General features: G+C 64.5%; 21 protein-coding genes. 12 read left to right on the top strand and 9 right to left on the bottom strand.

Annotation, left to right across the window (positions count from 1 at the left end; genetic code table 11):
* Positions 1–38: 38 nt before the first annotated feature.
* From ACIPXZ_RS03940 to ACIPXZ_RS03930, 3 genes are all read right to left on the bottom strand, one after another.
* Positions 39–1415, bottom strand: coding sequence for a GntR family transcriptional regulator (locus ACIPXZ_RS03940; RefSeq protein WP_400590833.1), 1377 nt, complete (start codon positions 1413–1415; stop codon positions 39–41).
* A 78-nt stretch (positions 1416–1493) separates the two neighbouring features.
* Positions 1494–2180: an ankyrin repeat domain-containing protein gene (locus tag ACIPXZ_RS03935; protein WP_400590832.1), complete on the bottom strand. Its 687-nt coding sequence runs from the start codon at positions 2178–2180 to the stop codon at positions 1494–1496.
* A gap of 380 nt (positions 2181–2560) precedes the next feature.
* Complete coding sequence (locus ACIPXZ_RS03930; protein ID WP_400590831.1) at positions 2561–3103, bottom strand: DinB family protein; 543 nt, start codon at positions 3101–3103, stop codon at positions 2561–2563.
* Between the two features lie 92 nt (positions 3104–3195).
* Here ACIPXZ_RS03930 and ACIPXZ_RS03925 point away from each other — a divergent pair, with 92 nt between their 5' ends.
* The 4 genes from ACIPXZ_RS03925 (at position 3196) to ACIPXZ_RS03910 (ending at position 7162) form a co-directional block, all read left to right on the top strand.
* Entirely contained in the window at positions 3196–4155 is a 960-nt protein-coding gene (locus tag ACIPXZ_RS03925; protein WP_400590830.1) for a helix-turn-helix transcriptional regulator, read from the top strand.
* Positions 4156–4262: 107 nt separating this feature from the next.
* Positions 4263–4694, top strand: coding sequence for a universal stress protein (locus ACIPXZ_RS03920; RefSeq protein WP_400590829.1), 432 nt, complete (start codon positions 4263–4265; stop codon positions 4692–4694).
* Positions 4695–4826: 132 nt separating this feature from the next.
* Complete coding sequence (locus ACIPXZ_RS03915; RefSeq protein ID WP_400590828.1) at positions 4827–5495, top strand: TetR/AcrR family transcriptional regulator; 669 nt, start codon at positions 4827–4829, stop codon at positions 5493–5495.
* Positions 5492–7162, top strand: coding sequence for an MDR family MFS transporter (locus ACIPXZ_RS03910; protein ID WP_400590827.1), 1671 nt, complete (start codon positions 5492–5494; stop codon positions 7160–7162). The genes ACIPXZ_RS03915 and ACIPXZ_RS03910 overlap by 4 nt, the downstream gene beginning before the upstream one ends.
* Before the next feature lie 77 nt (positions 7163–7239).
* On the opposite strand, the gene ACIPXZ_RS03905 is transcribed toward ACIPXZ_RS03910, so the two are convergent.
* Positions 7240–8046 (bottom strand): aminotransferase class IV, encoded by an 807-nt coding sequence (locus ACIPXZ_RS03905; protein ID WP_400590826.1) that lies wholly within the window; start codon positions 8044–8046, stop codon positions 7240–7242.
* Between the two features lie 26 nt (positions 8047–8072).
* Here ACIPXZ_RS03905 and ACIPXZ_RS03900 point away from each other — a divergent pair, with 26 nt between their 5' ends.
* From ACIPXZ_RS03900 to ACIPXZ_RS03875, 6 genes are all read left to right on the top strand, one after another.
* Positions 8073–8453: a MerR family transcriptional regulator gene (locus tag ACIPXZ_RS03900; RefSeq protein ID WP_400590825.1), complete on the top strand. Its 381-nt coding sequence runs from the start codon at positions 8073–8075 to the stop codon at positions 8451–8453.
* A gap of 288 nt (positions 8454–8741) precedes the next feature.
* Positions 8742–14264, top strand: a complete 5523-nt coding sequence (locus ACIPXZ_RS03895; RefSeq protein WP_400590824.1) for an LPXTG cell wall anchor domain-containing protein — start codon at positions 8742–8744, stop codon at positions 14262–14264.
* Positions 14265–14461: 197 nt separating this feature from the next.
* Positions 14462–14950, top strand: coding sequence for a carboxymuconolactone decarboxylase family protein (locus ACIPXZ_RS03890; RefSeq protein ID WP_400590823.1), 489 nt, complete (start codon positions 14462–14464; stop codon positions 14948–14950).
* Positions 14947–15942, top strand: a complete 996-nt coding sequence (locus ACIPXZ_RS03885; protein ID WP_400590822.1) for a pirin family protein — start codon at positions 14947–14949, stop codon at positions 15940–15942. Before ACIPXZ_RS03890 ends, ACIPXZ_RS03885 begins: the two co-directional genes overlap by 4 nt.
* 66 nt (positions 15943–16008) lie before the next feature.
* Complete coding sequence (locus ACIPXZ_RS03880; RefSeq protein WP_400590821.1) at positions 16009–16371, top strand: GNAT family N-acetyltransferase; 363 nt, start codon at positions 16009–16011, stop codon at positions 16369–16371.
* Positions 16372–16383: 12 nt separating this feature from the next.
* Positions 16384–17346, top strand: coding sequence for an EamA family transporter (locus ACIPXZ_RS03875; RefSeq protein ID WP_400590820.1), 963 nt, complete (start codon positions 16384–16386; stop codon positions 17344–17346).
* 12 nt (positions 17347–17358) lie between these two features.
* Here ACIPXZ_RS03875 and ACIPXZ_RS03870 read toward each other — a convergent pair whose 3' ends face one another.
* Complete coding sequence (locus tag ACIPXZ_RS03870) at positions 17359–18330, bottom strand: NAD-dependent epimerase/dehydratase family protein (protein WP_400590819.1); 972 nt, start codon at positions 18328–18330, stop codon at positions 17359–17361.
* Here ACIPXZ_RS03870 and ACIPXZ_RS03865 point away from each other — a divergent pair.
* Complete coding sequence (locus ACIPXZ_RS03865; RefSeq protein WP_400590818.1) at positions 18329–18970, top strand: ScbR family autoregulator-binding transcription factor; 642 nt, start codon at positions 18329–18331, stop codon at positions 18968–18970. The two genes, ACIPXZ_RS03870 and ACIPXZ_RS03865, sit on opposite strands and share 2 nt — an antisense overlap.
* 43 nt (positions 18971–19013) lie before the next feature.
* Here the strand turns inward: ACIPXZ_RS03865 and ACIPXZ_RS03860 are convergent, their stop codons facing one another.
* The 3 genes from ACIPXZ_RS03860 to ACIPXZ_RS03850 form a co-directional block, all read right to left on the bottom strand.
* A complete protein-coding gene (locus ACIPXZ_RS03860; RefSeq protein WP_400590817.1) occupies positions 19014–19934 on the bottom strand; it encodes a ScbA/BarX family gamma-butyrolactone biosynthesis protein in 921 nt (306 codons plus the stop codon).
* Between the two features lie 124 nt (positions 19935–20058).
* Positions 20059–21450, bottom strand: a complete 1392-nt coding sequence (locus ACIPXZ_RS03855) for an NAD-dependent succinate-semialdehyde dehydrogenase (RefSeq protein ID WP_400590816.1) — start codon at positions 21448–21450, stop codon at positions 20059–20061.
* A gap of 165 nt (positions 21451–21615) precedes the next feature.
* The gene (locus ACIPXZ_RS03850; protein ID WP_400590815.1) at positions 21616–23127 is read right to left on the bottom strand and encodes an APC family permease; all 1512 of its coding nucleotides are present in this window, start codon (positions 23125–23127) and stop codon (positions 21616–21618) included.
* Positions 23128–23395: 268 nt separating this feature from the next.
* Here ACIPXZ_RS03850 and ACIPXZ_RS03845 point away from each other — a divergent pair, with 268 nt between their 5' ends.
* Positions 23396–24151 carry an SDR family NAD(P)-dependent oxidoreductase gene (locus ACIPXZ_RS03845; protein WP_400590814.1) on the top strand — a complete coding sequence of 252 codons (756 nt, stop codon included), beginning with the start codon at positions 23396–23398 and terminating at the stop codon, positions 24149–24151.
* Positions 24152–24154: 3 nt separating this feature from the next.
* On the opposite strand, the gene ACIPXZ_RS03840 is transcribed toward ACIPXZ_RS03845, so the two are convergent.
* Positions 24155–25834, bottom strand: a complete 1680-nt coding sequence (locus ACIPXZ_RS03840; protein ID WP_400590813.1) for a thiamine pyrophosphate-binding protein — start codon at positions 25832–25834, stop codon at positions 24155–24157.
* Between the last annotated feature and the right edge of the window lie 6 nt (positions 25835–25840).

Below are 25840 nucleotides of genomic sequence, written 5' to 3'. Positions count from 1 at the left end.
TGAACGTCGGCGATGTGCGGGGCACATCTCTACCGGAGTCAAACCGTCGCGGAGATCCCGTTCAGCGATGCGGAGCTGAGGGCACGGCGGACCACTTCTTCTGCGACCTCAGGCTGTCGGCTTTCAATCGCCTCGAAAATGAGTCGATGGCTTCGAGCCATCATGAGGTTCTGCTTCGTTCGTCCCATTGTCAATTGAAGGCGGCCCTGGACGAGTCTCCCTACATCGGCAAGTACGTCGTTCGAGCTCATCTCGTGGAGCAGCACTCGCCAACGACCGCAGTACTGCATGAGTAATCGAGCATCCCCGCTCTTCGAGGCGTGGTCTTCCTCGTCGACGAGGCGTCGCATGTGTTCAATCTGTGCAGACGAAGCCCGTTCCGCGGCCAAACGCGTGGCCAAGGTATCGAGAATCGTGCAGACCCCGAGGAAGTCCGCGACTTCCTCGGGCGGCACTCCGCGGACCAGTGCCGCGCTCCGGTTGGTGGGCGCGATCGCGAGTCCCTCGAGCACCAGGGCATCGATCGCCTCGGTGACGGGTGAACGGCTGAGACCGAACTCCTGTCCGATAAGGCGCTCGGACAACACCTCGCCGGCCGAACGCCGGCCATCGAGGATCTGCGTTCGCAGTGTATTGAGCACGCCGTGGAACTCGGGAGCGAAGTCCGGCTCTTTGCTCGCACGACGTTTTGCGGGGCCGGGCTGTGCAGCCGTGCCGATGGGGTTCTTGAGCTGAGCATCAATACGTACGAAAGCGTGCTCGCTCCAGAGCCCTTTCCATCGGGTCATGTAACTGGAGAAGCACGCCACTGCTGAGGTTGCGTCCGCATCCGAGATCGCGGCGAACAGCTCGGTATACAACGAACCGGGGTCGGTCTGGCGGACTTTCTGCTCGACCATGCGCCATACCCGGGCATCGATGCGGTCCCTGACCTCGAGGAGAGCCGGGTTCTTGGCAGCCGCGAATATTGCGGACCGGAATCCACGCGCGTGCATGCTCTGTGCGGTCCGATCGCCGGACAGGAGCGCTTGCTTGCTTCCGTCAACGTGTAGCTTCATCGCCGCCAGGTCGGCATGATTGCGGCGCAGCGCCGCCAAGCGAACCGCATGGACATCGATGATCTCGAACACTTCTGCCGTGTTGGCGAGATCTCTTCCGGAAAATTCACGCACCGTCGCGCGGCGTCGTGGTGCCTGATCGATCAGAGCCTCTGCCTTCAGCCGGCGCAGCGCCTCGCGGATCGGGAGCCTGCTGGAGACTCCGAAACGTTCACCCAAGGATCGTTCAACGAGTGCTTCGCCCGCAGGCAAAATACCCAGCACGATCTCGCGACGTAACGTCTCGACCACCCGATCCGATTCCAGTCGCGCTGCAGCTTGCTCGGTACTCGTGAGTTCGGAACTGGTTCTACCCATAGCTAGCGATCATCTCATCTCGGCCTGTGCAGCCGGCTTCGCATCGTGGTGCTGGTGACCTGCCTATCGCTCAAGTGGCTAGGCGGTCAGCTTGCGCGCACCAGACATCGTCGGAAATTTACGGGAGGATGCCGAACGGAATCGATTTTCACCCTGCCGATCAAGAAACGTGCCGATGAGGTGTCCTCGATACAACTCGGCGACCGACTTGCCGAGTCGGAGATCGACATGATGAGGGTCTGCGCCGTGCGCGATGAGCAACTCGAAGATCCGGGCCAGATTCGTCGTGAATTCGGGGTCAAGCCGCTCCAGGAGGTCGCTGGACAGCAACACTTGCCATGCGTCGCCGGCGGCACGGAACAGCGAGGTGTTGCCTTGAGAATCCATCGCCGCCACGTTGGCGCCTTGTTCCAGCATGCGACGGAGAATCGCGAATGAGGCGGTTGAGGTCTGCGCAGTCTCTTGCCGTTCCCGACGTGGCGGCAATGAACGCAGTGTGGCGGCGGTGATCGCGTCGTGAAGCACTGGACGGGCATAGCTGTTCCAGTTGGCTTCGTCGACGAAGTCGACGTCGGCTCCGTGATCGAGGAGCAACTCAGCGATCTCGAACTCCCCGGCAATGAGCGCGGACATCAGGGGCGAGTAACCCGCGAAATCCTCCGAATCCCCTGTCGCGATGGACCGGACCGAGCCGGGATTCCCCTGGACTCGCTGCCGCACTGCGTCTATGTCCCCAACAGTGATTTCGCTGAATATCGTTTGCATCGGATGCCCGCCCTCTGTCCGCAAGTAGTCGATGCCCTGCAGACATCGATCCGGCCCTTCGTCTCAGCTACAGCGTGATCGCCGCGCAGCCTCACGTGTCACAGCCTATCGCGAACTGGAAGACCAAACTACTGCTACGCGGAAATATTGTTGAAGCGATGCGGTCGTGCGGGCCGACCAAGACAGCGAAATGAGAAGTATTCTGCGTGCTGAGGTGGGCGGATTGCTGGACGACCAAATGTTCATCCGAAGGCCGCTTGGAGCAATTGGAGTGGTGAGGCGTGTGAGAGTGTGGTTGCGATTTCGCCGCTTCGGCCCGTGCCGGCTGGGGCCGAAGCGGCGATCGTGATCGAGCGCAGCCTGCTCATCGTTGCCGAGGACTAACCCATCGTCTTCTGCCCGTCCAGGGACTCCCGGATGATGTCCGCATGCCCGGCGTGCTGGGTGGTTTCGGAGATGATGTGGATCAGTGTCCGGCGCGCCGACCAGGACCCGCCATCACCCCAGGGGGTCTCCGGGAGCTCGTGGGCAAGGCTGAGGTCGGCGAGTTCTTCCACTGCTTTCGTGGTCTCTTCGGCCGCTGCCCGATAGTCGGCCAGCACCCCGGCCAGCGTCTCGTCCTCCAGCAGTCGGAAGCCGTCGGCGTAGCGCGCGAAATCAGCCTCAGTCATCTGGGTGTAGTCGGTCTTCGCGGCCGCTGAATCAGGGCCGTTCACGATGAAGTCCGTCCAATTGCGCTCCACGGCGGTGACGTGCTTGATCAAACCTCCGAGGGTGAGTTCGCTGACGGTCGAGCGCTTCCGGGCGTCCTCTTCGCTCAGCTCGCGGCAGGTGTAGCTCAGGAATTCCCGGGCCTGTGCCAATGAACTCAGCAGATCCGCTTTTTCGCCGGTGCCCTCGGTCTTCATCATCCGTGCGGTCATGATCTCTCCTCGAGTCGTTCCTTCTTGATGAACTCAACGTTACGCATCATAGGTGTCACTTTTCGTCCGCAATTAAAGGCAGACTGGAAAACATGGCGAACACGAGCTCACGTACCCTTCGGCTGCTGTCCTTGCTCCAGGCCCGACGCTACTGGCCTGGCGGAGAACTGGCCGGTCGATTGGAGGTCTCAGTGCGGACTCTCCGGCGGGACATCGACCGTCTGCGTGAGCTGGGTTATCCCGTCGAGGCAGCTCGCGGCGTCGACGGCGGCTATCAGCTCGCCTCGGGTGCCGCGATGCCTCCACTGCTGCTGGATGACGAGGAAGCCGTCGCACTGGCAATAGCCTTGCGGTCCGCGGCCCAGGGAGCGGTGAGCGGTGTGGCTGAAGCCTCAGTGCGCGCACTGGCGAAACTCGTCCAGGTGATGCCGCGAGGACTGCGGCATCGGGTCGAGGCGATCGGGGCGGCAACGGAAGCCCACTTCTGGGAGCCCGTCCAGGAGCAGATCGATGCGGGACTCCTGATCATCATCGGCCAGGCTTGCCGTGACCAGGAGCGGATAGCCTTCGACTACACGGCCGCCGACGGACGGGTATCCGCGCGGCGGGTCGAGCCGCTGAGGATGGTTCGTCTCGGCCAGCGCTGGTATCTGGTGTGCTACGACCTTGACCGCGGCGATTGGCGCAGTTTCCGGCTGGATCGCATGGGGCATCCGGCGCTGACCGGAGCGCGTTTCGCGCCCCGCTCCTTGCCGGCTGAGGACCCGGTCAGCTTCGTGAGAGATCAGGTCGAACGGGTGCCGAGCGTCAACGATGTGGTTGCGGTCGTATCGGCTCCCGAAACGTTCGTCTCCGAAAAGATCGGTCGTTGGGCCACTGTCACCGGGATCGACGAGAGCAGGTGTCGCGTCGTCGTCCACGCCAAGACGTTCGATTGGGCGATTCTCGCTCTCGGCATGCTCGACGCGGACTTCATCATCGAGTCGCCGCAGTCCATGAACGACTACGCCCGCAACTGGGGCGAGCGATTGCTGCGTGCGAGCGGGTCTTGATGAGCCGGCCTGATTCCGCATTGTGTGGCCCGTCACCGTATTTCCTCCCGTTCCTGGCCGCACGGTATTTTTGAGGGGAGTGACCACCCTTGAGAAGGAGCGCAGGCATGACGGAGATCATCGTTGTCGGAGTCGACGGGCGTGAGACATCGGCGCGGGCGGCGGAGAAAGCCCTGGAGCTGGCCCGGAGCCTCGGCGCCCAACTGCATGTTGTGACGGCATTCGATGCCGACCGGGTTTCTTCGCATGGCACGAGCTACGAACGAGCCGCCGTTCTTGGCGATCCCCGGGAGAAGGCCACGGAGACCACGCGCACTGTTGCGCAGGGCCTGCAGGCCGACGGCGTGACGATCTCGTCGTTCATCGAGGCCGGGACGCCGGCCAAGGCGTTGATCGCACACGCCGATAAGCACGGCGCCAGGATGATCGTGGTCGGCAACCGGCGGATGAAGGGGCTGGCCCGCGTGCTCGGCAGCGTGGCGAACTCTGTTGCGCACGACGCCGTCTGTGACGTCTACATCGTCGATACCGCGGAGTAGACTCCTTCGATTTCGGTACCAATGGCCCGCGGAGACGCGGGCCATTGTCGTTGACGGGCTCCCATTCAGCGTGACGTACGTCTCGTGCTGAATATATTGCACTATCTTTCGGATGGTGCAAATATGTACTTTGTGATTAATAGTGCAAGTAGCGAAGGCGGCCTCCGCGAGCGCAAGAGGCTTGCGACCAGTCAGGCGATCACCGCCGCTGCTCGCTCCTTCACCGCGACGCGAGGTCTGAGCGGCTTCACCGTGGAGGAAGTGTGCGAGGAAGTCGGCATCTCACGCCGCACCTTCTTCAACTACTTCCACACCAAGGAGGATGCTGTCATCGGCTCCTTCTCCGACGAACTGCCGGTGGACGCCGTCGAGCGTTTCGTGGACAACCCGGCCAGGAGTGCAGGGGAGATCTCCTCCAGCCTGCTGGACGCGCTGTACACCTTCACAGCCGACGTCGTCGGGCGCTCCACAGTGAGTCCCGCCGAGATGAGGCAATTGATCGCCGCCATCGGAGCCGAACCACAACTGCTGAGCCGTCTGACCGCAGAAGGACAGGCCCGGCAGCAGCAGTTCCGGGAACTTGTGGCCACTCGTGAAGGGCTCGACGCCGATCACCCGGACATCGTGACCGTGACCGCTCTGTTCGGTGCGGTCGTCAAGCAGACCAACGAAGTGTTCTTCTCCGAGGAGAACCAAACCCCTTACCGCGAACTACTGGGGAAGAACCTCCGGGCGGCTCGCATATTTTTCAGTCAGTCCCTCACCGCGGGGGCTCAGAACCATTCCGAGGACAAGGCATGAGTACCCTCACTAAAGCGGCACAACCGCTGTTGCTGACGCAACGCAGAATCTGGATCATCTTCTCGGCGCTGATCGCTGGAATGCTGCTGTCCAGTCTTGACCAGACCATCGTCTCCACCGCCATGCCGACCATCGTCGGCAAGCTCGGGGGAGTGGAGTATCAGGCGTGGATCACCACGGCCTACCTCCTCGCGACCACCATCGTGATGCCCATTTACGGCAAGTTCGGTGACGTCCTGGGCCGCCGCAACCTCTTCCTGGTGGCCATCGGCCTGTTCACGGCAGCTTCCGTGGGCTGTGCTTTCGCCACCGACTTCTGGATGTTCGTGGTCTTCCGCGCCATCCAGGGCCTCGGCGGCGGTGGCCTCATGATCCTCTCGCAGGCGATCATCGCGGACATCGTCCCCGCCAAGGAGCGCGGCAAGTACATGGGCCCGCTGGGTGCCATCTTCGGTCTCTCCGCCGTCGCCGGCCCGCTGCTGGGCGGCTTCTTCGTGGACCACCTCACCTGGGAATGGGCCTTCTACATCAACATCCCCATCGGCATCGCCGCTTTCGCCATCGCCTGGTTCACACTGACCCTGCCGAACAAGAAGGCCGAGAAGCGCATCGACATCCTGGGCGTCCTGCTGCTTTCCGCGGCAACCGCCTGCCTCATCTTCTTCACCGATTTCGGCGGCAAGAAGGATCAGGGCTGGGATTCGCCCGTGACCTGGCTGTTCGGTGCGGGCCTGCTCGTGGCCGCCTTCCTGTTCGTCCTGGTGGAGCGCAAGGCTGAAGACCCGATCATCCCGCTGAGCCTGTTCAAGAACCGGATCTTCATCAACGCGACGGCCATCGGATTCACCCTGGGCCTCGGCATGTTCGCGGCCATCGCCTTCGTGCCGACGTTCCTGCAGATGTCCTCCGGCACCTCGGCCGCGGTCTCCGGCCTCCTGATGCTGCCGATGATGGTGGGTCTGATGGGCACGTCCATCTACTCCGGCATCCGGATCTCCAAGACCGGCAAATACAAGATGTTCCCGATCCTCGGCGCTGCGCTCACGATTGCCGCAATGCTCTGGTTCACCACGCTGACCGCTTCCACCCCCATCTGGGTGATCTGCATTCAGCTGTTCATCTTCGGTGCCGGTCTCGGCCTGATCATGCAGGTCATCGTCCTGGTGGTGCAGAACGCGGTTCCCGCCGAGCAGATCGGCACCGCGACCAGCACCAACAACTACTTCCGTGAAGTCGGTGCCTCATTGGGTGTGGCCGTATTCGGTTCGCTCTTCACGACGCGCCTGGCGGACTCCCTGACCAAGGCGTTCACCGGAGCGGGTGCCTCCACCGAGCAGGCGTCGCAGGCGACCAGCACGCTGGATCCGCAGACGCTCTCGCAATTGCCTTCGACAGTCCGGGACGCCATCGTGAACGCCTACGCCGACTCCCTGGCTCCCGTGTTCTGGTACCTGATTCCGTTCATCGCGGTGGCCCTCTTGCTGGCCATCACCTTGAAGCAGATCCCGCTTTCCGACACGGCCGGCATGGTCGCCCGTGGCGAAGCGGTAGGTGGCGAGGAGGCCGAGAGGCTCGAAGCCGAGCAGCGCAGTGGCGCTCAGGAGACCGTCGTCGAGGTCTCCGATGACGACGACGGCGCGCAGCAGCTCGCGGGTTCCCGCCAATAGCGCTGCATGAGAGGGCCGAGCTGGAAAGACGTTTTCGTCTGTCCAGCCCGGCCCTCTCTGTTTGTCGGTGGACGTCGTCAAGGCTTCCGGGACGGTTCCGCAGCGTAGGCCGTTTGAAGAACTTCGTAGAAGAGGGGGTCTCGTCGGAGGGACTGTCCGGCGATGTGGGAGACGGGCACCGAAGGCGTCCATGAGTTCATCAGGGCCCCGGAGAGATGCTTACCCACATCGGTCCGGCGTATCTCCCGAGTCTGCTGGGGGACCCCGAGCGCATTCAGTCTCCGCTGCAGAATGAGCATGGTCACTCCCGGCAGCTTCGCGGCCTCAGGCCAGATCACGGAGTGTCCATCCCAGAATGCGATGTTCCAGATGGTCGCCTCGCTGAGCCGTCCGAAGCGATCCTCGAAGAGGGCGTCGTCGAAGCCATCGGCGCGTGCTTGCTCGAGGAAGAGTGTCTTGGCCACTTCTCCGACATGTTTGATGCTCGGGAGAAAACGTTCGTGCTGGACCACATCGAGCGTGAGGGGCCCTTTGGGAGCGGTAGTAGGGTCGGTGATTTTGATGAGCACTTCGATGGCAGATGCCGCTGGTGCGGCGCCGTACGGGCGGGCGCGGACAAATAGCTGGCAGTTCAGCGATGCGTCGTCGGACATCGTCCTTTCGAGCGCGCGCCGGAGGTATCGGCGAATGCGGTCTTCGGATATGCGCGTCCCGAAGAGTACTTCGCTGGCTTGACGCAGGCGAGCCAGATGCAGATCGAGTCCTTTGACCGTCTGGTCTCGGATCTGCATGGCCGTGAAGTGGGCGTGCGATGCAAATGCCAACGGAGCCAGGTCCGCCGGTGTTGCCGTCCTACCATTGAGATGAAAGGTCGAAAGAGTCATATCTGGAACGGTAGGAGTTGACGCTAGTGGCAGGGGCAAGTCCTGGCCGTCCTGCGCTGTTGCGCGTTGGCGATCTGGCCGAACGGACCGGGACCACCCCGCGCATGCTGCGATATTACGAGGGCAAGGGCCTCATTCGGGCCGAACGGTCTGCCTCCGGCCAGCGGCTGTTCTCTCCGGAAACTGTCGAACAAGTGGGGCATATCCGGATGCTTCTGGCTGCAGGCTTGCCGACGAGCGCTGTGCAAGACCTTCTCACGTGCATTCGGGGACATAACAGTGTCGATCCCTGTGCGGTGCCCGTGTTGCTTCGACATCTTCGGGAATATGACGAGCGAATTGCCGGGCTGACGAGTACACGTGCAATTCTCCAGGGCCTGATAGGTTCCGCGACGCCCCTGAACTGAAACCCGGTACACCGGACGGGTCGCGTGACGGTTGAGTAACCATTCATGTCATATGTTGACTGTCCGACATTTGCATGGAAGGTTGAGTATGGCGCGGGTACTGACCTGCGCCATCATCGCACCAGGAGGGAAAATGCTCGCTCGTTGCAGACCGAGGCAGGCAGAGGAAGAGCCATGGATGTTCATGCGCGAGGGGGTGGCGTCATGAGCGGTGGATTGTCCTGGTCCGTGAGATCAAAATTGCGTAGAGGTGTCGCGCTCCTGAGCATTACCGCGATGCTGCTCGGCATGTTGGTCGCGCTTCTCACCGTGGCACCGGTGCAGCGCGCCTATGCGGCGGGCCTCATGTGCACGGATGTGTACGGTATTCAGGGCGGTGCGCCACGCAACCTCTGGCGGGTCGACACCTCGACGGGCGCGCAGACGAGCGTTGGAACGTTCACCACGACTGGTAGCGCGGGCAACATCAATGGACTTGGCATCTCCGCCGATGGTTCCAAGGCCTACGCTATCCAGCCTGAAGCCAACAATGCTCGGGTGCTCTATGAGTTCGACACCTCTACTGGAACCACTACCCGGTTGGGTGCCGGTGTGACGAACGCCCCGCTGACCCACGGTGCAATGAGTCCCAACGGAATCTACTACTACGGCGGATTCTCCGGAGCTCAGAACGAAATGCTGGTCTACGGATACAACCCCCAGTCCCGCCAGTCGCTGGGCCTAGTGGCCCGTGGCAACATCCCTACGGCCGGTGCGAACGGCGACTGGGCCTTCGATAGCCAGGGCGACCTGTATGTGGTGGGTGGCGTTAACGGTCAGAACGTGGTGTCGGTGGTCACCGCAGACCTGCCGACCACGGCGGGCAACACCATCACTATCACGGGCAAGGAACTGAGCCGCCCGGTCACCCCTGCGAACCAACCGCTCAACGGTATGGCCTTCGGCGGAGACGGATACCTTTACGTCAGCAGCGCTGCACGGATGTACAAGATTCATCCGACCACTGGTGCGAATCTGGGCAATGTGCCGATCACACAGCAAACCATGGTGGATGCCGCTTCCTGTGCGACCCCAAACACTGTGGAACTTCAGAAGAACTTCCCGGAGGGCCGTGTGCAATCCGGAGACCAGGTGACGCTGAGCATCAATGGTGAGGGGATCACCCGAGGCAACACCGCCACCACGACAGGAGACCAGAACGGTATCCAGGCAGAGTCTGCCGGACCAGTGCTCGTCCTCGGGGGCGATCGGATCTCCATTGCCGAGACGGGTTCAGGTGCTCAGAGTCCCGGATACCAGAGCCAATGGGTCTGTACTGACAGGAACAGCGGGCAGGAGATAGCACACGGGGACGGCACAGAGGGGGCTTTCACGATGCCCTCGGATTGGGCTATGGGTGTCTCCGCGCTTTGCACCTTCACCAACACCGCCCAGAAACCCGGGATCGCCCTGGAAAAGACCGTCGACAAGACGGAACTCGTAGCAGGGGAGACCATCACCTATTCCTTCAAAGTCACCAATACGGGCAATGTTCCCCTGAACGATGTGAAGGTCAATGAGGGTGACTTCTCCGGCAGCGGGACGCTTTCGGAGATCAGCTGCCCGGACGGCGCGAAACTGCTGGCCCCTGGCGACTCGGTCACCTGTACTGCCACGTACGTGGTGACCCAGGCGGATGTGGACCGAGGCTCGCTGGAGAACACGGCAACGGCCACCGGTACCCCTCCGGGCGATCTGCCCCCGGCGACGTCCCCGCCGTCCGAGGCGAATGTGCCCGCGGATCAGAAGCCGGGCATCTCTTTGGAGAAGTCGGCTTCCCCGGAGAAGGGTGGCAAGGCGGGCGAGACGATCACCTACTCGTTCAAGGTCACGAACACCGGCAATGTCACGCTCAAGGACGTGAAGGTCAACGAGGGTGAGTTCTCCGGCACCGGTGAGCTGTCCGAGATGAGCTGCCCCGCCGAAGCCGCTTCCCTGGCCCCGAAGGACTCCGTCACCTGCACCGCGAGCTACACCTTGACGCAGGCCGATGTGGATGCGGGGAAGGTGACGAACAATGCTACGGCGACAGGTACCCCTCCGGGTGATCTGCCTCCGGTGACGTCTCCGCCGTCGGAGGTGACGGTTCCGATTGATCCGGCTCCGGGCGTCTCCTTGGTGAAGTCCGCTGACAAGACCGACCTTGTAGCTGGTGAGACGGTCACGTACTCGTTCGTCGTGACCAACACCGGCAACGTCACGCTCAAGGATGTGAAGGTCGACGAAGGTGAATTCTCCGGGTCCGGCCAGATATCTCCGATCACCTGCCCCGAGGAGGCAAATTCCCTGGCCCCAGGCGCTCAGGTCACCTGCACTGCCAGCTACGTGGTCACCCAGGCTGACGTCGATGCCGGAACGCTGGACAACAGTGCGACGGCCACGGGCACACCGCCCACCGGCGATCCGGTGACCTCCCCACCATCCGAGGTGAAGATCCCCGAAGACCAGAAGCCGGGCATCTCCCTTGAGAAGACGGCCTCTCCGGAGAAGGGTGGCAAGGCGGGCGAGACGATCACCTACTCGTTCAAGGTCACGAACACCGGTAACGTCACGCTCAAGGACGTGAAGGTCAACGAAGGCGACTTCTCCGGCACCGGTGAGCTGTCCGCCATCACCTGCCCCACCGCCTCCTCTTCGATCGCTCCAGGCGAGAGTGTCACCTGTACGGCGAGCTACACCTTGACGCAGGCTGACGCCGATGCCGGGAAGGTGGCGAACAGCGCGACGGCGACAGGTACGCCGCCGGGGGACAACCCACCAGTGACCTCGCCGCCGTCGGAGGTGACTGTTCCGATCGATCCGGCACCGGGCATTTCGCTCGTGAAGTCTGTGGACAAAAATGAGCTGGTGAGCGGGGAGACCCTGACGTACTCGTTCGTGGTCACGAACACCGGCAATGTCACGCTCAAGGATGTGAAGGTCGACGAAGGTGAGTTCACCGGGTCCGGCCAGATATCTCCGATCACCTGCCCCGAGGAGGCAACTACCCTCGCTCCGGGTTCCCAGGTGACCTGTACTGCCACGTATGTGGTGACGCAGGCCGATGTGGACCGCGGCTCGATCGAGAACAGTGCGACGGCGACAGGTACCCCGCCCACCGGCGATCCGGTGACGTCCCCGCCGTCGGAGGTGAAGATCCCGCAGGATCCCAAGCCGGGCATCTCTTTGGAGAAGTCGGCTTCCCCGGAGAAGGGTGGCAAGGCGGGCGATACGATCACGTACTCCTTCAAGGTCACGAACACGGGCAATGTCACGCTCAAGGACGTGAAGGTCAGCGAGGGTGAGTTCTCGGGGACCGGTGAGCTGTCCGCGATCACCTGCCCGTCGGACGCTGCGGTGGTACTGCCCGGCCAGACCGTGAGCTGCACGGCAACGTACGTGCTGACGCAGGCTGATGTCGACGCAGGCAAGGTCACCAATACGGCGACCGCCACGGGTACTCCGCCCAGTGGTGATCCGGTGACGTCTCCGCCGTCGGAGGTGACGGTTCCGATTGATCCGGCTCCGGGCATTTCGCTCGTGAAGTCTGTGGACAAAAATGAGCTGGTGAGCGGGGAGACCCTGACGTACTCGTTCGTGGTCACCAACACCGGCAATGTCACGCTCAAGGATGTGAAGGTCGAGGAAGGCGAGTTCTCCGGGTCCGGGCAGATGTCTCCGATCACCTGCCCGGAGGGTGCGCAGTCACTCGCCCCAGGCGCTCAGGTGACTTGTACTGCCACGTATGTGGTGACGCAGGCGGATGTGGACCGCGGCTCGATCACGAACAGTGCGACGGTGACGGGTACCCCTCCGGGGGATGCCCCTCCGGTGACCTCGCCGCCGTCGGAGGTGAAGATCCCGCAGGATCCCAAGCCGGGGATCTCCCTTGAGAAGACGGCTGACCGCCAGAATCCTGCTGCGGGGGAGACCATCACTTATCGCTTCGTGGTGACGAACACGGGCAATGTCACGCTCAAGGATGTGAAGGTCAACGAGGGTGAGTTCAGCGGCTCGGGACAGATGTCCGGGATCACGTGCCCGGAGGGCAGTGCGTCCGCCCTGCTCCCGGGGCAGAAGGTCACCTGCACCGCCAGCTACGTGGTGACACAGGCGGATGTGGACCGCGGCTCGATCACGAACAGTGCGACGGCGACGGGCACGCCTCCGGGGGATGCCCCTCCGGTGACGTCCCCGCCGTCGGACGTCACTGTTCCGATCACGTCATCCCCGGCCCTTTCGATCGTGAAGTCCTCGGACCAGAAGGAACTCGTGACCGGGGAGACCGTCACCTACTCGTTCGTGGTCACGAACACCGGCAATGTCACGCTCAAGGACGTGAAGGTCAACGAAGGTGAGTTCACCGGTTCGGGCCAGATGTCCGCAATCAGCTGCCCGGAGGGTGCACAGTCACTCGCCCCAGGCGCTGAAGTGACCTGCACCGCCAGCTATGTGGTGACGCAGGCCGATGTGGACCGCGGCTCGATCACGAACAGTGCGACGGCGACGGGTACACCTCCGGGGGATGCCCCTCCGGTGACGTCTCCGCCGTCGGAGGTGAAGATCCCGCAGGATCCCAAGCCGGGGATCTCCCTGATGAAGTCGGCCTCACCGGAGAAGGGCGGCAAGACCGGCGATACGATCACGTACTCGTTCCTGGTCACGAACACGGGCAATGTCACGCTCAAGGACGTGAAGGTCAACGAAGGTGAGTTCTCGGGGACCGGGAAGCTCTCGGAGATCACTTGCCCGGACGTGGCGATGTCTCTTGCCCCTGGCGCCTCCGTCACGTGTACGGCGACGTATGTGCTGACGCAGGCTGATGTCGATGCAGGCAAGGTCACCAATACGGCGACGGCGACGGGTACGCCTCCGGGTGATCTGCCTCCGGTGACGTCTCCGCCGTCGGAGGTGACGGTTCCGATTGATCCGGCTCCGGGCATGTCGCTCGTGAAGTCCGCTGACAAGACCGAACTCGTTGCCGGGGAGACCCTGACGTACTCGTTCGTGGTCACCAACACCGGCAACGTCACGCTCCAAGATGTGAAGGTCAACGAGGGCGAGTTCAGCGGAACGGGGAAGCTCTCCGAAATCACCTGCCCGGAGGGTGCGCAGTCACTCGCCCCGGGTGCTCAGGTGACCTGTACTGCCACGTACGTGGTGACGCAGGCCGACGTTGATGCAGGGACGCTGGAGAACAGTGCGACGGCGACGGGTACACCTCCGGGGGATGCCCCTCCGGTGACGTCCCCGCCGTCCGAGGTGAAGGTTCCGCAGGACCCCAAGCCGGGCATCAGCATCGTCAAGACCGCGGACAAGCCGACGGTTCGTGAAGCCGGTGAGACCATCACCTACTCGTTCCTGGTGACGAACACGGGCAATGTGACCTTGAAGGATGTGAAGGTCAACGAGGGCGAGTTCTCCGGAACCGGGAAGCTCTCGGAGATCGTCTGCCCGAAGGACGGGGCCTCCAGCCTGCTCCCCGGACAAGAGGTCAGCTGCACCGCTACGTACGTGGTGACGGAGGCTGATCTGGTCGCCGGGAAGCTGAGCAACACCGCGACGGCGACCGGCACCCCGCCGGGGGCGGCACCACCCGTGACCGCTCCGCCGTCGACGGTGACCGTCACGACCGAAAAGCCGGTGCCACCGGCTCCTCCAACACCGTCGGTCGAACTTCCGGACACGGGAGCGGCACTGGGAGCCAGTGCAATCGTCGGCGCGTCCGGACTGCTCCTGATGGGCACCGTGCTCCTCTTGGCATCCAGGAAACGGAAAAAGACCTCTGAGTGAGGAAACCAGGCTGACGAGGGGAGTGGAAACCTTCGGACGCCCGTGAAAACAATGGCGTGGCACCCCGGATTGCCGGGGCGCCACGCCATTGTCATGAGCTACGGCATACTGAGGTGTGACGGCTACTGCCGGGAATAAGCCTGCTCAGAGGCTGGTTGCTTGCTCCCATCAGGTGGTTCGCCTGAGATCCTGGAACCGTGAGGAGCAGAATGCGCCCGTATCTGGACAAGGCCGTTCCCGAGGCGTGGGAGGCTGCACGGACGTACTCGGCCGCAGTGGCGCGGGCCGCCGAACAGCGAGGACTGAGCGCGCAGGAGACGGAGTTCATCAAGGTCAGAGCATCACAGCTCAACGGCTGTGCCTTCTGCCTCGATCTCCACGCCCGCCAGGCCCGCGATGCGGGCATTCCCCAGCAGAAGCTCGACCTCCTCCCGGCATGGCGCGAGACCTCCGTGTTCACCGAGCGGGAGGCCGCCGTCCTGGCCATCGCCGAAGCCGCGACACGTCTGCCGCTCGACGAAGACGCAGAGGCCGACCTCGTGGCAGCCCAGGACGTGCTGGGCGACGGAGGTTTCGCCGCCGCGGAATGGGTGGCCGTCACCATCAACGCTTTCAACAGGATCTCCATTCTCAGCGAGCATCCAGTGCGTCCGCGCGGAGTCGACGGAAAGGTGACACAGGCATGAGCAATCAGGAGAACGAACCGGTTCTGACGGTTCTCGACGCCGGGCAGCCGTGCACCGCCGTGGAGGTCCTGCCTGCGCGAGAAGTGCCATTGGGCGGCCCCCGGGCCATGACCGTCTACCGCACTTTGCCCCAACGCCGGCGTTCGCTGGTCGGCGCCTGGTGCTTTCTGGACCACTACGGTCCGGACGATGTCGCGGCCACCGGCGGCATGGACGTTCCGCGTCACCCGCACACCGGGCTGGCGACGGTCTCCTGGCTGTTCACCGGGCGGATCGAGCATCTGGATTCCGGAGGGACCGCAGCGCCGGTGCTGCCGGGAGAACTGAACCTCATGATCGCCGGGCGCGGCATCACCCACCAGGAGATCAGCGCGCCTGAGACCACCACGCTGCACGGAGTCCAGCTGTGGTACGCGCTGCCGGACGCGACACGCTTCACGGAGAATCATTTCGAACACTACGCGCCGGAACCGGTCACGGCTCCGGGCGTCACTGCGAGGGTGTTCCTGGGGGAGCTCCTCGGTTCGGTGTCTCCCGTGCAGACCCGTACGCCCGAACTTCTCGGGGCAGAACTTCTGCTGGAGCCCGGTGCCGAGGTGCGGCTGACGGCCAGGTCTGATTTCGAATACGCGCTGTTGGCGGAGGACAGCCCGATCACGGTCAATGGTGCGACGGTGGAGCACCGCTCGTTGGCCTACGTGCCCGCCGGTTCCGACACACTTGACGTGACGGCCGGGCCTGCCGGGGCACGGGTCATCCTCCTCGGAGGAGTCCCGTTGAACGAGCAGATCGTCATGTGGTGGAACTTCGTCGGACGCAGCCACGAGGAGATCGTGGAGTACCGCCGCCGTTATCAGGCGGAACTCGGCTTCGAGGAGACGGACCCCGACGACGCGGGGAAGCGTCCCCTGTTCGGCACGTTCCCACCGGGCCAGCCCACGGCTCTCCCTGCACCGGTGCTCCCCAACTCGCGACTACGTCCACGCAGCTGACCCGTTGCATTCCGCCGCGGGGACCCTGCGGCGGCTTGCTTCCAACGACCAACGAGGAGAAGACCCATGACCCAGGCACGCTTCGATGTTCAAGACCGTCCCGGTGAATCCCGCTACGTCCTGCTGGACCATGGCGACGACGGCTCTGCCGACACCGTGATCGGGGAGGAATCCTATGTGGACGTCCACACGGACGGAGCCACCCAGCGGGTGCTGTTCCACACTGGCGTCGATGAGCAGTACGCAGGACAGGGGCTCGCTTCGGTTCTCGTGCGTGCCGCAGTGGACGACGTCGTGGCTTCCGGGTTCTCGGTGGTCCCGGTATGCCCGTACGTGGCTGCGTGGTTGCCACGCCATCCAGAGTACGAACAGCACGTGGTGAAACCGCGTGCTGACCACCTGCGGGCCGTCCGGGAGCACCTGGCCTGAGGTGTGCGGGCCGTGACAGCAGCGGAAAGCGCGGTGGCGGGCCGGCCGCCCGGGACGGTGGCCGTCGCGCTCATGACCGCAGGGCTCGCCCTGCTGCTGGCTCTCACCTGGATCTTCTCCGGACTCGCCGTCGAGCAGGCGGAGCCCGCGACGGTGGCTGCCGGAAGGTCCTTCTTCAGTTGCGTGGGCATCCTGTTCCTGGCGGGCCGGAGCCGTGGGGCGATGCGGCGGTCCTGGGATCTGGTGAGGACACGCACCCCGTCTCTGCTGCTCTCGGGTGCCTTGGGAGTGGCCGTCTATGCCCTCGCGTCCCTGTCAGCAATCGCCCTCTTGGGTATCTCCGTGCCGAATCTGCTGCTCACGTCGACGCCTCTGCTCACGCTCGGCCTGGGTGCCCTGTTCTTCCGCGCCCGCCCAGTCCTTGCAGCGGTACTGGGCGCACTGCTGGCGACCCTCGGAGCGGCCGGCTATGTCCTGCTCTCTCTCCAGGCCAATGACGATGTGCCGGAGACACAGTTGCTCACGGGAGTCCTTCTTGCACTGGGGGCAGCGGCTGCCATGGCCGTCTACGGGCTCCATTACGCACGTCTGTCACAGGGGCATGATCCCGTGGACCTCCTGCCGGGAATCTTCGGATATGGAACCGTGCTCCTTCTAGCGGTCCTGGCGATGACCGGGCAACTGGGCGAGCTGGGGCGCCTGGCTCCGGAGAGCTGGCTGCTGCTGGTGCTTCTGGGTGTGGTGATCTATGTGCCGGTATACGTCTTGCAGCACCGGCTCATTCATGCCCGGGGTGCGATGTACACGGCCACCATCTCCCTGCTCGTGCCGTTCGTGGTGCGGTTCCTCCAGGTACTGCTGCTTGGAGGAGCCTGGCCGTCCCTGCCGGAGTGGCTGACGATGATTCTTTGTGTCGCGGGCGTTCTTCTGGTGATCAGACACCCCGCGCGCAGTGCGGTTCGAACCGGCGCCTGAAGGACGGAGCCTTCATCTTGTGCCCCGGTACGCTGCCCTCCACTGCGCGGGCGATGGCAAGCGGGGACCGAAGTCCAGCGCGGGAAGAAGGGACTCCAGGGCCTTGGTTGAGAACCAGTGGTCGGTGCTGAGCAGATTCACCTGATGGTCCGTGAAGCCGGCGGTCTGGAGGGCGTCCCGGGCCCGCCCGTCGTCGTGCTCGAAGACCGGTAAGGGCAGGCCTGTGGCCTGTGCCGCCGAGATGAGCAGCTCCGCAACGGTGACGGTGCCCCGCGCCGCGACATGGAAGGCCCGGCCGCTCGTATCGGCCTCCGAGAGCGCCAAGGCCGTGACGGCCCGTCCCAGGGCCTCGACGTCGATCAGGGACAAACGCTCCGAACCGTCGCCGGGCCAGAGGCCGGACCCCATCATCTTGAGGAGACCTGGGAGAAACCAGCGATCACCGGAGCCGAACGTCAGCGGTGGCCTCACCACCGTGCCGCCGTGCGCGAGCGTCATGCGATCCGCTTCGGCCCGGCTGCGACTGACGGCGGACTGTGGTGAATAGCCGGCGCCGGATTCCGCAAGCTCTCGGTGGGGGCCGTTACCGTAGACGCTCGCCGTGCTCAGATACACGACCTTCCGTATTCCGTGGCGTGCGCATCCGTCCAGGAGCAGACGCGCGCCATCCTCGTTGACGCGACGGATGCGGTCCGGGTCCCCGTTGACGACGGATGCGGCATGGATGACGACATCGGCCCCGGTCAGCGCGTTGTCGATGCTCGTGGCATCCAGGATGTCACCTTGGAAAATGGTAGCGTTTGGGTCAGGAAGCACCATGGGGGCGCTTCGGCCGAACATCGTCAGATGGACGTCCGGAACAGTCATGAGGGAAGCCACGATCCGGCGTCCCACAAAGCCCGTCGGGCCGAGGAGCAGGATCCTCGGTCTGGAGCTTCTGCGGGATGGGACGGCCGCCTTCGTCCCGGATGTGGCGTCAGTCATGGGATCAGTATCCCTTGAGCTGAGCATGACGAAAGGACGGGACTCCTCCATGCAGCAGCGGGCCATTGAGACACGAAATGCCGTGATCGTGGGTGCTTCCAAGGTCTTCGAAGCCAACGGCTACGGTGACGCCAGTCTCAGCCAGATCGCCACGAAGTCCAAAGTGACCAAAGGCGCCCTGTACTTCCACTTCAAGTCCAAGGAAGAGATCGCCCTGGCGGTGATCGAGGCTCAGCATGAACGCTCCCGCCTCGGTGGCGAGAAGGTGCTCAAGAAGGGCATGACCGGCCTTCCCGCCATGCAGGAACTGTGCCGGGTGTTCGGTAAACAGCTGCTCAAGGACTCGGTGATCCGGGCCGGCATCCGACTCACCTTCGAGGCCTCGGCCTTCGATGCCGATGTGACCGGGCCGTATCAGGACTGGATCGACACCATGACGGTGCTCGGCTTGCAGGCACAGCAACTGGGACAGATCAGGACCGAGGTGAATGTGCCTGATTTCGCCCGTTGCCTCGTCGCCTCATTCACCGGGGTGCAGATGGTCTCCAACGTCATGACCGCTCGGAAGGACGTCCTGGAACGGATCGAACAGATGTGGGACTTCTTCCTCCCCGGGCTGGTTCCCGCCGCTCAGGGCTGATTTCCGCAGGCCGGAAGGCCCGGTAGTTCAAAGGCCCGGCACCTCAGAGGCAGAGCGCCTCGAGCCGCACCAGAACCTCCCCGCAATGGTGGATGCTGGCGTGCAGAGCCTTGCCCTGGAAGCGCGTGAGCGTGACCTCCGTTTCGTGCCACAGTTCCACCACATGCAGGAACTCCGCGGTGAAGTGGGCGAAGTCGAGCGTTGGATTGCCACTGTGGCACCGCGCCGCCTGCCGGATCGCCTCCAGGAGCAGCATGCCCGGGACATGGTCGAGCGGGTGGTCGAAGAAGATGGGATGGCTGGTGTCCACCACCAGGGGCCAGCTGCCCGGTACGGACGAGGCGCCCAGCAGCACGTTCCGTGCGTCGCGGTGTCCCAGCCGCGCAGGGTCCAGCCGATGCGGGAAACGTGAGATGGACTGGTGCCCCAGTGCCGGTCTCCGGTAGCGGCGATAGCTCAAGGGATCCACGATGCGTGCCGTCGCGGCGCCGGTTCCGAGCAGGCGACCGTCCAGGATGAAGCGCGCCTCGACGTCGAGCGTGGACAAGGATCCTCCGCGCATCGCGAAACGGTCCACCGTCAGGTCCAGCACCACTTCGCTGGGCCGTGAGGGGTCCAGCGACGGGTGGTCCAAGGTCAGGGACATGCTGGGCAGGAGGAATTTGTGGGCCAGGGGGACCCCGCGGTCGTGCGCGAGGAGGATCACCGCCTGGCGTAAGGTCTCGGCCAGGAGCGCAGAGTCCAGTCCGTCCTCCGGGCTGCGGTAGAAGACGTGCCAGCGCGGCCATTGCGCCCCCACCAGGAAGCGGGACGGGCCCGCCTGTCTGATGTCGGTGAGGAAGACCTCCGACAAGGAGATGCGGTGAACCAACTGACGGTCGACGGGGGAAGAGAACCGCACCGCCTCAAAACCGGCGGGCTGTGGGGAATCCTCCGTGCGCGCGGAGAAGGTCTGTTCTGCCATGATGCTGCTCCCTTGTAGCTCGATGGTACAGCTCGCCCGGCATCGCAGAGACGGAAGGAGCAAGGATGACGGAGGGCGGCCCACCGTTACGGTGTGCCGCCCCCCGGATCGATTATGGCGTGAGTCAGTTGGCCACGAAGTACAGACGCTTGTTGACGAACTCATCCATGCCCAGAGGGCCGAGTTCGCGGCCGAAGCCGGAGCGCTTCACTCCGCCGAAGGGCAGTTCGGCGCCTTCACCCGCGGGGGTGTTGACGTTGGCCATGCCGACCTGGAGCCTGTCCGCGATGCGGCGGGCGCGCTCCTCATCCTTGGCGAAGACGGCGCCGCCCAGACCGAACGGCGTGTTGTTGGCCAGATCCAGGGCCTCGTCGTCGCTGGACACCTTGTAGACGACGGCGACCGGCCCGAAGAGCTCTTCCTGGAAGGCCCGCATGTCGGGAGTGATCCCGGTCAGCACCGCGGGGGAGAAGTAGGAGTCATCGCCCTCGGAGAGCACGCCACCGGCGTGCAGGGTGGCGCCCTTGGACACGGCATCCTGAACCTGGGCGTTCAGATCCTCGGCCGCCCGGCGGGAGGACATGGGGCCATAGGAGTTGTCGCCCGGTTCCAGAGGGTCGGCCGGTGAGACGCCCTTGGCCAGTTCGGTCAGCTCGGAGACGAACTCGTCGAAGATGTCGTCCATGACGATCATGCGCTTGTTGGAGTTGCAGGCCTGACCCGTGTTGTAGATGCGGGTGCCCCAGGCAGTGGCCGCAGCGCCCTTGATGTCGTCCGAGTCGAGGATGACGTAGGGGTCCGAACCGCCGAGCTCCAGGACGGCCTTCTTCAAGGCCTTGCCCGCCTGGGCGCCGATGATGGCACCGGCACGCTCGGAACCGGTCAGGGACACGCCCTGGATGCGCGGGTCTTCGATGATCGTGGAGATCTGCTCGTGAGTGGCGAAGACGTTGACGTAGGCGCCTTCCGGCACTCCGGCGTCACGGAAGATCTGCTCGATCGCGAGGGCGGAACGCGGGCAGGATTCGGCGTGCTTGAGGAGCACCGTGTTGCCGAGGACCAGGTTCGGGCCGGCGAAGCGGGCCACCTGGTAGTACGGGAAATTCCACGGCATGATGCCGAGCAACGGACCGATGGGCAGGCGCTGGATCACGGCCTTGCCGTCGGCGAGCGTGGGGACCTCCTGGTCGGCCACGAATGCGGGACCGTGCTCGGCGTAGTAGCCCACGATCGCGCTGGAGAATTCGGCCTCCTCGACACCTTCATGGAACGGCTTGCCCATCTCAACCGCGGCGATGCGGGCCAGTTCTTCCTTGCGCTCCTCGAAGAGCTCCGCTGCGCGCGTGATGATGGCGGCGCGCTCCTCGATGGTGCGGGACCCCCAGTCCTCGTAGGCGGCCTGGGCTTTGCTCAGGGCCTCCTGCACCTCGGCATCCGTCGCGAAGGGAAACTCCTCCACGGTCTCGCCGGTGGCGGGGTTCGTGACCCGGTAGCCATTTGTTGTGGTCGTCGCCATTGAACGTGTCCTTTTCACTTCAGCTACGTGACTTGGTCAGGAGACCAAGCCTAATTTCCTACACGCATTCATTTTCCACCGGAGTGGGCATTCTGGGTAGTTCTTGCCGCATGGTGGTCGGCTCCGTGTCTTCCTGAGCCTATCGTTCATGCGGGTTCCGGCGCCTCATCGCCGGGTGGCCGACGTCGTGCCGGTGCGCCGCCGGATCTGTTCGGCGACGGCGATCGCGTCGCCCTCCGGAGCGTTCGATCCGCGGTCCGGCCGTGCCACGAACAAGTACAGGAGGCCGCTGAGGGCGACGACTCCGAGGCCGATCAGGACCACGTAGTCCGTCAGGGCATTCCCGGTGTCGCCTGGCCTGGCCAGCAGGAAGATGGCGAAGAGGCCGTAGGCCAGGGCTGCGATGTTGACCACCGGCCCGAGTCGTCCGAGGGAGAACGGACCCGCCGGGCGCCAGCCCTTCGTGCGCTGACGGAGTGCTGCCAGCACGACCATTTGGAAGGCCAGGTAGATCCCCAGGACTGCAAAGGAAGTCACCGCGGTGAGGAGATCGCCGTTCAGGTAGACCAGGACGGCCAGGATGACCGGGATGGTGCACGCCACGATCAGGGCGTGTGTGGGCACCTTGCTCCGGGGGGAGACCTTGGAGAGCCAGCGGTGCCCGGGAAGCATCCCGTCCCGAGCGAAAGAGAACAGCAGGCGACTTGCGGCGGCCTGCAGGCTCAGCACGCACGAGATGAAGGCCGTCACGGCGATGATCAGGAAGACCTTGGCGCCCACCGGGCCGAGCGCCGAAGTCAGGATCGCCGGAATCGGGTCGCTGTCCTGACCCGCCACGATGCCTTTGAGGTCCGGGGCCGCCAGGATGTATCCGCCGAACGAGAAGAGCGCGGAGACGCCTCCGACGAGGATCGTCAGCGACATGGCCCGAGGGATTCTGCGGGCAGGGTCGGAGACCTCTTCGGCGACGTCGCCGCAGGCCTCGAAGCCGTAGAAGAGGAACAGGCCCGCGAGAGCGGCTCCCATGAAGGCCCCGGCGTATCCACCGGAGCCGCCGAGGCCCATGGTGTCGAAGAAGACGCCCGGGTCGTTCTTGCGCTGGAAGATCAGCAGGTACAGGCCGAGGCCGATCACTCCGAGCAACTCGGCGGCCAGTCCGATCTGTGCCACCCGCGCCAAGACCTTGGTGCCGGAGAAGTTGAAGAGGAGAGCGAGAACGAGAAGTCCCACGGTGAGCAGCAGGGTGGTCTCGGGAGTGGACGGCAAGCCGAAGAAGCTGGCGAGGAAGCCGGAGCCGTACTCGGCAACCGCCGTGATGGTGACGATCATCGCCCAGATGTAGACCCAGGCGGCCATCCAGGCGTAGCGACGGCCCCAGAGCCGCCGGGCCCAGGGGTAGATGCCACCGTGAATGGGGTACTGGGAGACGATCTCGCCGAAGACGAGTGACACCAGAAGCTGGCCGCCTCCGACGATGAAGATCCACCAGATGGATGGCGGTCCGCCGATGGTCAGGACGGTGGCGAACAGCGAGTATACGCCGACCAGGGGCGAGAGATAGGTGAAGCCGAGCGCGAAGTTCGCCCACAGGCTCATGGAGCGGTCGAAGGATCCTTCGTAACCCAGGACCTTGAGATGTTCCTCGTCGGCGAGGTGGGAGGGCGGTGTCTCCGGCATGGCGTCCTTTCTGCGGGGCATGCCCGCGACCGCGTCATTGCGGCCTTCATGGGGTCCAAGTGACCCGGGTCACGTTTGGACGAGGAAAAGACTATTACTTAAGAAGTTTTATGTATAGTCCGTGGCACACATTGCGCCCTGGCCCCTTGCGGCTCGGCTTGCTAGCCTGCCAGTGTCCGTGGTGTGGATCACGAGTCCGCCCCGCACCCCTGCCGGAACCGGCCAGACAGCTGGCCGCGTTCATCCGGGCCCCGCCTAAGGAGAACCCATGGAACTGACGTCCACCGCCGCCCTCGTCACAGGCGGGGCCTCCGGTCTCGGAGCCGCCACGGTGGCTGCGCTCGCAGCCCGCGGCGCGCGGGTCTTCGCCCTCGATCTCCCGCACCAGCTGGAGAAGGCCGAGCGTCTCGACGGCGTCGGATACCTTGCGGCCGACGTCACCGATGCCGCTCAGGTGCGAGCCGCCGTCGAGCAGGCCAGCGCTCACGAACCGCTGCGCACGGTCGTCAACTGTGCCGGAATCGCACCCAGCCGCCGTATTCTGGGCCGCCAGGGCGTGCATGACGCAGAACTCTTCGCCAAGGTGGTCTCCATCAATCTGGTCGGCACCTTCACGGTGCTCTCGCTCGCGGCAGAGGCCATGGCGGCGACGGAAGCCGACGCCGATGGGCAGCGTGGTGTCATCGTCAACACTGCCTCCGTCGCCGCGTTCGAAGGGCAGATCGGCCAAGTGGCCTATTCGGCGTCCAAAGGCGGCGTGGTGGGCATGACCCTGCCCGCGGCGCGGGACCTGGCCCGACACGGCATCCGCGTCTGCACCATCGCGCCGGGCATCGTGGACACTCCGATGCTGGCCACGGTGAGCGAAGAGTATCGAGCGGGTCTGGCTGAGAGCGTACCGTTCCCGCAGCGGCTGTGCCGTCCCGAGGAGTATGCCCGGCTGGTCACGATGATCGTGGAGCACGACTACCTCAACGGGGAGACCATCCGCATGGACGGCGCCCTGCGGATGGCTCCCCAATGAGCTTCAGGCATCCCTGAACAGCTGCAGCGGGACGTGCACCAGCTGCAGTCCTCCCGCGGACAATGCCTCCGCGACGGCGGGTCCGAGATCCTGCGAGGAGGCGACGCTCACCCCATGGCCACCGAAGGCCGTGGCCAGCGCGGCCCAGTCCGGCTGGCGCAGTTCCACTCCGACCGGGGCGATGCCGCGATCCGCTTCGTTCTGCTTGATCTCGGCATACCCGCCGTTGTCCACGCACACCACCACGAGGTCCAGGCCTTGCTCCACGGCGGTGGCGAGTTCCTGAACCGCGAACATCAGGGCCCCATCACCGACCACTGCGACGACGGGGCGTTCCGGGGCGCCCACCTTGGCCCCGATCGCGGCCGGAAGCCCGTAGCCGAGGGTTGCGTAGGCCGGTGTGTACAGGAAGGAGTGCGGCGCTTCCTGAGGGATGAAGGTCGAGGTTCCGAAGTAGGTGATCTGGGAGGAATCCCCGGCGATCACGGTGTCCGCCGGAACCGCGGCCTGGAGCTCGCAAGCGAGAGCCGCAAGGTCCGGGGCCATGGCGCGGGCGGCGTCCTTCAGGTCGCTGCGCAAGGCTGCGAGTTCCGAGGCTTTTGACTGCACGCGCTCCATTGCCACTTCAGGCAGTTCCGGACGACCGGCCAGCACTGCGTCCAGAAGCTGGGGGAGCACTGCGGCACTGTGGCCCACGAGCCGCACGTCGGCGGAGAGATTGACGTCCATCTGACGTTCCAGGATGTCGACCCGGAGCACGGTGCCCTCTGGGGCGACCTCGCCGCCCCAGAGTTCGGCTTCGCCGAGCTTGGAACCCACCATGAGCAGGACATCGGCCTCGTTGCAGAGCGTCTGGGCGCCGGGTAGACGGATATCCGAGCCGAGGGACAGGGGATGAGACTCCGGGATGGCCCCCTTGCCATTGACGGTGGTCACCACGGGCGTGCCCAGCAACTCCGCGAGGGCAAGCAGCGCGTCCCGGCCGGGTAACGAGCCGCCCCCGGCCAGGACCACCGGCCGCCGAGCCGCGGTGAGCAGCCGTGCGGCGGTGGCGACGGCGTCGTCGTCCGCGCGCTGCGGCGCGGGCGAGGGGCGGGCGGCCAGTAGACCGACCGGCAGCTCCGCGGCTCCTTCCAGGACGTCGAGCGGGATCTCAAGATGAACCGGCCGGGGCCGCGTACTGCGGAACAGCTCGAAGGCGCGGTGGATCGCGTCAACCGCCTCCTCCGCGCTCGCCGCTCGCAGGCTCCATTCCACGATGGCTCCGGCCGCGCCCGTCGAGTCCTTGGTCTCGTGCAGAGTTCCTCGGTCTGCGAATTCGTCACCCAGCGCCGGGCCGGGGGAGAGCAGGAGGAGCGGTCGCGACTCGCAGTACGCGGTGCCCGCTGCGGAGAGGGCGTTGAGGAGGCCTGGGCCGGAGGTGGTGATGACGACGCCGGGCAGTCCGGTCTGCTGCGCCCAGCCGTCCGCTGCGTAGCCGGCGCCTTGTTCATGGCGGCTCGTCACGGGGTGGATCCCGAGTGGGGCTAGATGTCGGTAGAGTTCCAGGTTGTGGGTGCCGGGTATGCCGAAGACGGTGTCGATTCCGTAGTTCTTCAGTGTGGTCATGATGGCCAGTCCGGCGTTCCGGTGGGTGTCCGGGCCGATGGCCTGCTGGGTTCCGGGGGTGGCGAGGGTTTCCATTGCTTC

The sequence above is a fragment of the Arthrobacter sp. NPDC090010 genome, from assembly GCF_044748305.1.
GTDB lineage: Bacteria > Actinomycetota > Actinomycetes > Actinomycetales > Micrococcaceae > Arthrobacter_E.
The sequence above is the reverse complement of the archived record's forward strand: the minus strand, read 5'-3'. Positions and strand labels throughout refer to the sequence as shown.

What these genes read in the sequence shown, in the direction of transcription:
- ACIPXZ_RS03940 (WP_400590833.1), bottom strand. Translation starts at nt 1,415, where the DNA reads ATGGGTAGAACCAGTTCCGAACTCACGAGTACCGAGCAAGCTGCAGCG.
- ACIPXZ_RS03935 (WP_400590832.1), bottom strand. Translation starts at nt 2,180, where the DNA reads ATGCAAACGATATTCAGCGAAATCACTGTTGGGGACATAGACGCAGTG.
- ACIPXZ_RS03930 (WP_400590831.1), bottom strand. Translation starts at nt 3,103, where the DNA reads ATGACCGCACGGATGATGAAGACCGAGGGCACCGGCGAAAAAGCGGAT.
- ACIPXZ_RS03925 (WP_400590830.1), top strand. Translation starts at nt 3,196, where the DNA reads ATGGCGAACACGAGCTCACGTACCCTTCGGCTGCTGTCCTTGCTCCAG.
- ACIPXZ_RS03920 (WP_400590829.1), top strand. Translation starts at nt 4,263, where the DNA reads ATGACGGAGATCATCGTTGTCGGAGTCGACGGGCGTGAGACATCGGCG.
- ACIPXZ_RS03910 (WP_400590827.1), top strand. Translation starts at nt 5,492, where the DNA reads ATGAGTACCCTCACTAAAGCGGCACAACCGCTGTTGCTGACGCAACGC.
- ACIPXZ_RS03905 (WP_400590826.1), bottom strand. Translation starts at nt 8,046, where the DNA reads ATGACTCTTTCGACCTTTCATCTCAATGGTAGGACGGCAACACCGGCG.
- ACIPXZ_RS03895 (WP_400590824.1), top strand. Translation starts at nt 8,742, where the DNA reads ATGTTGGTCGCGCTTCTCACCGTGGCACCGGTGCAGCGCGCCTATGCG.
- ACIPXZ_RS03885 (WP_400590822.1), top strand. Translation starts at nt 14,947, where the DNA reads ATGAGCAATCAGGAGAACGAACCGGTTCTGACGGTTCTCGACGCCGGG.
- ACIPXZ_RS03880 (WP_400590821.1), top strand. Translation starts at nt 16,009, where the DNA reads ATGACCCAGGCACGCTTCGATGTTCAAGACCGTCCCGGTGAATCCCGC.
- ACIPXZ_RS03865 (WP_400590818.1), top strand. Translation starts at nt 18,329, where the DNA reads ATGGGATCAGTATCCCTTGAGCTGAGCATGACGAAAGGACGGGACTCC.
- ACIPXZ_RS03870 (WP_400590819.1), bottom strand. Translation starts at nt 18,330, where the DNA reads ATGACTGACGCCACATCCGGGACGAAGGCGGCCGTCCCATCCCGCAGA.
- ACIPXZ_RS03860 (WP_400590817.1), bottom strand. Translation starts at nt 19,934, where the DNA reads ATGGCAGAACAGACCTTCTCCGCGCGCACGGAGGATTCCCCACAGCCC.
- ACIPXZ_RS03855 (WP_400590816.1), bottom strand. Translation starts at nt 21,450, where the DNA reads ATGGCGACGACCACAACAAATGGCTACCGGGTCACGAACCCCGCCACC.
- ACIPXZ_RS03850 (WP_400590815.1), bottom strand. Translation starts at nt 23,127, where the DNA reads ATGCCGGAGACACCGCCCTCCCACCTCGCCGACGAGGAACATCTCAAG.
- ACIPXZ_RS03845 (WP_400590814.1), top strand. Translation starts at nt 23,396, where the DNA reads ATGGAACTGACGTCCACCGCCGCCCTCGTCACAGGCGGGGCCTCCGGT.
- ACIPXZ_RS03840 (WP_400590813.1), bottom strand. Translation starts at nt 25,834, where the DNA reads ATGGAAACCCTCGCCACCCCCGGAACCCAGCAGGCCATCGGCCCGGAC.